This window comes from Streptomyces sp. S6, from assembly GCF_054880855.1.
On record NZ_JBTYMC010000358.1, the window covers coordinates 1 to 6,082 of the forward strand.

Below are 6,082 nucleotides of genomic sequence, written 5' to 3' on the forward strand. Positions count from 1 at the left end.
CAGGGCGGCGGCCTGCCGGGCGACGGACACACCGCCCACCACGGTCGCGAGCCTCAGGCGCAGCGCCTCGGCGTACGGGGTGAGCGCCTCGCCGACCTGCTGGGCGAGTTCCCTGGTGGGGACGAGGACGAGGGCCAGCGGCTCCTTGGGCTGCGCGCGGCGTCCGGCCGTGCGGGCGAGCAGGCCCAGGCCGAAGGCGAGCGTCTTGCCGGAGCCGGTGCGGCCCCGGCCCAGGACGTCCCGTCCGGCGAGCGCGTTCGGCAGGGCCGCCGCCTGCACGGGGAACGGGACCGTCACGCCGTGTTCGCCGAGGACCCGCAGGATGTCGGCGGGCAGGCCCAGTTCCGCGAAGGTCGGCGTGCCGGGACGTGCTGATTCGCTCACAGTGAGCCTTCCTCCGAAGGGACCGTACCGAGGAAGGCGCGGCGGGGATGCAAATGCCCAACGCTAGCACGGGCCCGGTCAGGGGGCCGTCCCCGTCGGGTCAGCCGCGTACGTGCAGCCCGAACCCCGTGCGTCCGGCGGGCTCCAGACCCTCCTTCAGGTGCAGCGAGGGGATCTCGTAGTCGCCGAAGTTCTGGCGGCGGTAGGCGATCGGCTCGGTCTCCTCCAGGGTGAGCAGGCGCTGGCGCCACGCCTTGGTCAGCTCGGGGCGGTCGTCCTCGGTGAGCCGGTCGGCGCGGTACACGACGAACGGCGGGAGGATCTCCATGCCGGGGTGGTAGAGGATGCCGTGCTGGATCGGGAACAGCAGGTCGTCGAGCGGTCCGTTGATCCCGCGGGCCGCGTAGTGGGACTCGGGGCCGCCGACGGTCACCGACAGCATGGCGCGGCGGCCGGTGAGGGTGCCTTCGCCGAAGCGGTCGCCGTAGTGGGTGGCGCTGTGCTCGCCGACGCCGTACGCGAAGTGGTGGGTGAACACGCGGTCCACCCAGCCCTTCATGATGGCGGGCATGCTGTACCACCACAGCGGGAACTGGAAGATGACCGTGTCCGCCCACAGGAGTTTCTCCTGTTCGGCGACGACGTCCGGGGTGAGGGTGCCGGTGTCGAGGGCGCGGCCCGAGTCGGCCGCGACCCGTAGCGGGGTGGAGGCGGCCGCGCCGTAGTCGGCGGCGTCGGCGGCGGCCTTCCAGTTCATGGCGTACAGGTCGCTCACCCGGACCTCGTGCCCGGCGGCCTCCAGGGTGGACACGGCGAGGTCCTTGAGGGAGCCGTTGAGGGAGTTCGGCTCGGGGTGTGCGTGGACGATCAGCGTTTTCACGGGGTGCTCCTTCGGACCGGATGCGGTGCCGTCGATGCTGGCGGGTTCCGCGTCCGGTGTTCAGGGGCGCCGCTTCCGTAGGACGGGACTTCCTGGTACCGGCAGGGCCACCCTCGCGGGCGCGGGCGGCGTGATACTGGGCGGCATGGACGATCTCGCGGGATTTCTGCGGACCCGGCGTTCCCGGGTCGACCCGGCGGCCGTCGGCGTCCCCACCGACAGCCGGCGCCGGGTGGCGGGGCTGCGCCGGGAGGAGGTCGCGCATCTGTCCGGGGTCAGCGTCGACTACTACGTCCGGCTGGAGCAGGGTCGGGCGACGCAGCCGTCCGAGCAGGTCCTCGACGCGCTCGCCGGGGTCCTCGGACTGGACGACACCGAGCGCGGGCATCTGCACCGGCTCGCCCGGCAGCCCCGGCGGCGGACGAAGACGCCGGGCGGGCGGCTCAGGCCGGAGCTGCTCCGAGTCCTCGGGCTGGTCCCCGACGCCCCCGCGATGATCGTGAACCACCGCCTCGACATCCTCGCCGGCAACCACCTCGCCGAACTGCTCTACGGCCGCCCGCTGCCAGGGCTGAACACCGCCCGCCACCTCTTCCTGGAGGAGGACGAGCGCGGCTTCTACCCCGACTGGGAGAACTGCACCCTCGACGTCGTCGGCCACCTCCGCCTCGCCGCCGGCCGCCACCCCGACGACCCCCGACTGGCCTCCCTCGTCGGCGAGTTGTCCATGGGCAGCGAGCGGTTCCGCCGCCTGTGGGCCCGCGCGGACGTCCGCGCCCGCACACACGGCCGCAAGGCGTACCGCCACCCCCTCGTCGGCCTCCTGGAACTCCACCAGGAGAACTTCGCCCTCCCCGACGACTGCGGCCGCGAGTTGCTGGTCCTGTCGGCACCTCCGGGGAGCGCGGGGGCGGACGGGCTGCGGCTGCTGGCGGGGTTGGGGGCGGAGAAGGGGGCGGACGAAGAGGTGGCGAAGGTGTCGGAGTAGCCAGGGGCGCACGAAGGTCTCGCCGGCGGAGTCGGGAGCGGGCAAGGTGGCGACAGCGGTCGGAGGTACGACGGTGCTCACACCGTCACCGCGCCCCAAGCTCACCGGTGACTGTCGGGGCCTCCGCGAAACCCTGTGTCCGGGTACGTATTCAGCCGGGGTGCCTAGTGATCGCACCGCGCTGACCTGCTGCTACATCGAAGGATGTACAGCGGTTTCATCCGCTTCGACGAGATCACGTCCGGCCGGGCGGCTGAGACTGGACGGGTACCTGGGGCAGGGCCTCGCGACTGCCTCGGTGCTCCCTTCAGTGATCCCCGTACCGGGAGGTTCCGTGTCTCTCCTCCGTCTCCGCGCGCCGGATTCCGTACCCGTGTCCGGGCGGCCCCGGGCCGTGGTCCGGGCGCTGGGCGGCGGCCTGGTCATGGCTGTGGCGCTCGGGGCGGGCACCGCGCTCGGTCCCGTCCTGGCGGACGGCCTCGGCGTCGGCGGCCTGGCCGCGCGGTTGATCCCGGCGGTGCTCGTCACCGCGCTGGCCGTGCCGCTGATCCTCCTCTTCGCGACTCCGGGTGCTCTGGGGTTGGGGGGTGGGGCGTACGGCGCGCGGGCGTTCCTGACCGGTGTGGGGGTGACGGCCGTGTCGGCGGCGCTCGTCCTGGGCGCGGGCACGGCGGCCGGCATGCTGCGGTGGGGGCGGGTCGATCTCGTGGCCCTCGCCGGGTTCCTGCTCTCCAACGGTGTGGTCGCCGTCCTGCTGGAGGCGCTGCCGGAGGAGACGACGCTGCGCGGCTACAGCTGGACGTCGCTGCGCGGGCGGTTCGGCGGCGCGGCCTCGGCGCTGGGGGCGACGGCGGTGTTCCTGCTGGTGCCGGGGGGTTCGTCGGTGGTGCATGCCGGGGTGGCGCGGCTGATCGGCGGGAACCCCGGGTCGGTGGGGCTGGTGCCCGAGGGACAGGACCCGGTCGAGTATCTCGTCCTGCTGCCGGTGTTCGGGCTGATGCTGGTCGCGGCGAGGACCGCGCTGGTGAAGGCGCCGCTGTGGACCTCGGTCGGGGCGCACCTCACGTTCCTGACGGTCAACCGGATCGTGCTGGAGAGCGGCAAGCGCCGCACGGGCTGGTCCGTGGAGCAGTTGACGCCGGACGCGGTGCTGCTCGTCCCGGCGTATGTGCTGGTCGCCACCGCCGTGTTCGTGGTGTGCGGGCGGGTCGCGCGCCGAAACTCCTGAAAATTCACGCCTTGAGGTACTCCAGCACCGCCAGCACCCGGCGGTTGGCGTGCGGGGACTGGTCGATGTGCAGCTTGGTGAAGATGGACGCGGTGTGTTTGGTGACCGCGCTCTCGCTGAAGTGCAGGGTGCCGGCGATCGCCGCGTTGGAGTGGCCCTCGGCCATGAGGGCGAGGACCTCGTGCTCGCGGGGGGTCAGGGCGGCGACGCGGCCCCGTTTCTCGCTGCGGGTGAGGAGTTTGGCGATGACCTGCGGGTCCATCACGGTCCCGCCGCCGGCCACGGTGCGCAGGGCGTCGAGGAACTGGGTGGTGCGGGTGACGCGGTCCTTGAGGAGGTAGCCGACGGCGCCCTCGCCGGAGGCGAGGAGTTCGTGTGCGTAGAGCTGGTCGACGTACTGGGAGAGGATCAGCACAGGCAGGCCTGGGCGGGCGCGGCGGGCCTCCAGCGCGGCGCGCAGTCCTTCGTCCGTGTGGGTCGGGGGGAGCCGGATGTCGATCACCGCGACGTCCAGTTCCGTCTCCGCCAGCGCGCGCACCAGTTCGGGGCCGTTGTCGACGGAGGCGACGACCTCGCAGCCGTGCTCGCGCAGGGTGCGGGTCAGTCCGTCGCGGAGGAGGAAGAGGTCTTCGGCGAGGAGGATGCGCACGGGATCTCCAGGGTGGCGAGGGTGGGACCGCCGACGGGGCTGTCCAGGGCGAGGGTGCCGTCGAAGGGGTCCAGCCGGCGCCGCAGTCCCGCAAGGCCGGTGCCGGACGAGGGATCGGCGCCGCCGACGCCGTCGTCGGTGACGGTGATCCGCAGGCGGGCGCCGTCGTGTGCCAGGGTGATGCCGGCGCGGGTGGCCCGCGCGTGTTTGGCCGCGTTGGCGAGGAGTTCGGCCACCGCGAAGTAGGCGGCGGACTCGACGGGCGCCGGCATTCGTCCCGTCAGGCCCGCGTGCACGTCGACGTCCAGGTGGCTGTCCAGCGCCAGGGAGCGGATCGCGTCGGTCAGGCCGCGGTCGGCCAGGACGGGCGGGTGGATGCCGTGGACCAGGTCGCGCAGGTCCTGGAGGGCGCGTTCGGAGGTGGCGCGGACGTCGAGCAGCAGGGCGTGGGCGGCGGGCGGGTCGGTGGCCAGCAGCCGGGTCGCCTCGTCGAGGGTGAGGCCGAGGGCGACCAGGCGGGCCTGGGCGCCGTCGTGCAGGTCGCGTTCGATGCGGGTGAGTTCGGCGGCGTGGATGTCGAGCGCGGCGGACCGGGTGTCGGTGAGCCGGACGACCCTGCGGGCCAGTTCCGCGCTGCGCGGGGGCGCCAGCAGCCGGTGGGTGAGGCGGGCGGAGAGGTCCAGCATGGGGGGTGCGAGGCGCAGGCCGGCCGCGATGAAGGCGAGGCCCAGCAGGAGGGCGGCCAGCATCGTCGCCGTGGAGACGACCGGTACGAAGGCGTACCAGTTGCCGGGTCCGAGCCAGGGCCACACGAACGGCTGGACGCACGCGCCGAGCACCCCGTACAGCACCAGCATCGGCGGCACCGATGCGACCACGCCGCCCGCCCAGGGCTCCAGGAGGGACCAGCGCAGGTCGCGCCAGAAGCCGTCGTCGCCGAGGATCGCGGCGCTGGTGCGGCGTGCCGAGGTGCCCTGCGGCAGGGGCTCGGGGGTGTCCTGGGGCCGGCCGCTCCAGCGGGCGGTGCGGTCCCGGTGCCGGTCGGCGACGCGGCGCAGGGTCGTCGCGGCCGGGGGCAGCAGCAGGAAGCCGATGCCCAGCGGGAGCAGCGTGAGGGCTGCGGCCACCAGCAGGGCGGCGCCGGTCGCGGGGATGCCCGCCAGCCAGATCAGCTCGCAGCGGCCCAGCGCGACCGCGTCTCGTCGTCCGAGCACTGTCCCCCTCACGCCCCCTCGGCCCGTCCCGCCGTGATCGTAGCCACCCTTGCGCGCCGCACCCAAACGCCCGCCACCAGCGCACACGCCAGCCCGAACAGCACCATCGGCGCCGTGCGGCCGGTCTCCTCGTCCATGAACAGCAGCATCCCGAGGTTGACGAGCGTGTGGAAGCCGCCCGCGAGCAACAGCCGCCGCACTCCCCCGGACGACTCCAGGGCGAGGCCCAGCAGCACCGACATGGCGACGGTCGCCAGCAGGAACCCGGCCGCGTACGCCGGGGCCTGCGCCAGCACCTGGACATGCCACAGCCCCCACGCCACACCGACCGCCACGGACGCGCCCAGCGCGGTGTACCGGGTGCGCAGCAGGGGTTGCAGGAAGCACCGCCAGCCGATCTCCTCCCCGCAGGCTCCGACCAGTTGGGCGACGACGATCAGCGGGAACGCGTGGTGGAGGGTGCGTGGGTCCGTGGCGTGGGCGGCGCCGGTGAGCAGGGCGTACGGGCCTGCGGAGAGGGCGATGATCGCGAAGGGGGCGAGGAGGAGTGACGTGCTGTCGTCGCGCTGTGTCTTGACTCCGACGAGCAGTTCCCGGGTCCGGGCGGGCCACAGGACCGCCGCCACTCCGACGCCGAACGCCGGGCCGAACTGGGTGAGTTGGACGACCTCCTCGGAGATGCCGGTCGCGGGCTGAACAGCGCCGAGGGCGCCTGCCGCCATGAAGGCCACCACCAGGT

General features: G+C 73.4%; 7 protein-coding genes. 2 read left to right on the plus strand and 5 right to left on the minus strand.

Annotated elements, in window-relative coordinates; genetic code table 11:
- Positions 1 to 384 (minus strand): DEAD/DEAH box helicase (locus ACVNF4_RS30975; protein ID WP_461806200.1); only part of this gene is annotated, 384 nt, incomplete at its 3' end.
- Positions 385 to 484: 100 nt separating this feature from the next.
- On the minus strand, positions 485 to 1,264 hold the full coding sequence (locus tag ACVNF4_RS30980) for an NAD(P)H-dependent oxidoreductase (RefSeq protein ID WP_461806201.1): 780 nt from the start codon (positions 1,262 to 1,264) through the stop codon (positions 485 to 487).
- Between the two features lie 145 nt (positions 1,265 to 1,409).
- Between ACVNF4_RS30980 and ACVNF4_RS30985 the strand changes: the two genes are divergently transcribed.
- Positions 1,410 to 2,252: a helix-turn-helix transcriptional regulator gene (locus ACVNF4_RS30985; RefSeq protein ID WP_461806202.1), complete on the plus strand. Its 843-nt coding sequence runs from the start codon at positions 1,410 to 1,412 to the stop codon at positions 2,250 to 2,252.
- A gap of 334 nt (positions 2,253 to 2,586) precedes the next feature.
- Entirely contained in the window at positions 2,587 to 3,480 is an 894-nt protein-coding gene (locus tag ACVNF4_RS30990; protein WP_461806203.1) for a CPBP family glutamic-type intramembrane protease, read from the plus strand.
- A gap of 4 nt (positions 3,481 to 3,484) precedes the next feature.
- Here the strand turns inward: ACVNF4_RS30990 and ACVNF4_RS30995 are convergent, their stop codons facing one another.
- From ACVNF4_RS30995 to ACVNF4_RS31005, 3 genes are read right to left on the minus strand one after another with little or no spacing between them, the layout of a single operon-like run.
- On the minus strand, positions 3,485 to 4,129 hold the full coding sequence (locus ACVNF4_RS30995) for a response regulator transcription factor (protein ID WP_461806204.1): 645 nt from the start codon (positions 4,127 to 4,129) through the stop codon (positions 3,485 to 3,487).
- Positions 4,081 to 5,343: a sensor histidine kinase gene (locus ACVNF4_RS31000; RefSeq protein WP_461806205.1), complete on the minus strand. Its 1,263-nt coding sequence runs from the start codon at positions 5,341 to 5,343 to the stop codon at positions 4,081 to 4,083. The genes ACVNF4_RS30995 and ACVNF4_RS31000 overlap by 49 nt, the downstream gene beginning before the upstream one ends.
- Before the next feature lie 8 nt (positions 5,344 to 5,351).
- Positions 5,352 to 6,080 (minus strand): lysostaphin resistance A-like protein, encoded by a 729-nt coding sequence (locus ACVNF4_RS31005; protein WP_461806206.1) that lies wholly within the window; start codon positions 6,078 to 6,080, stop codon positions 5,352 to 5,354.
- Between the last annotated feature and the right edge of the window lie 2 nt (positions 6,081 to 6,082).

What these genes read in the sequence shown, in the direction of transcription:
- ACVNF4_RS30985 (WP_461806202.1), top strand. Translation starts at nt 1,410, where the DNA reads ATGGACGATCTCGCGGGATTTCTGCGGACCCGGCGTTCCCGGGTCGAC.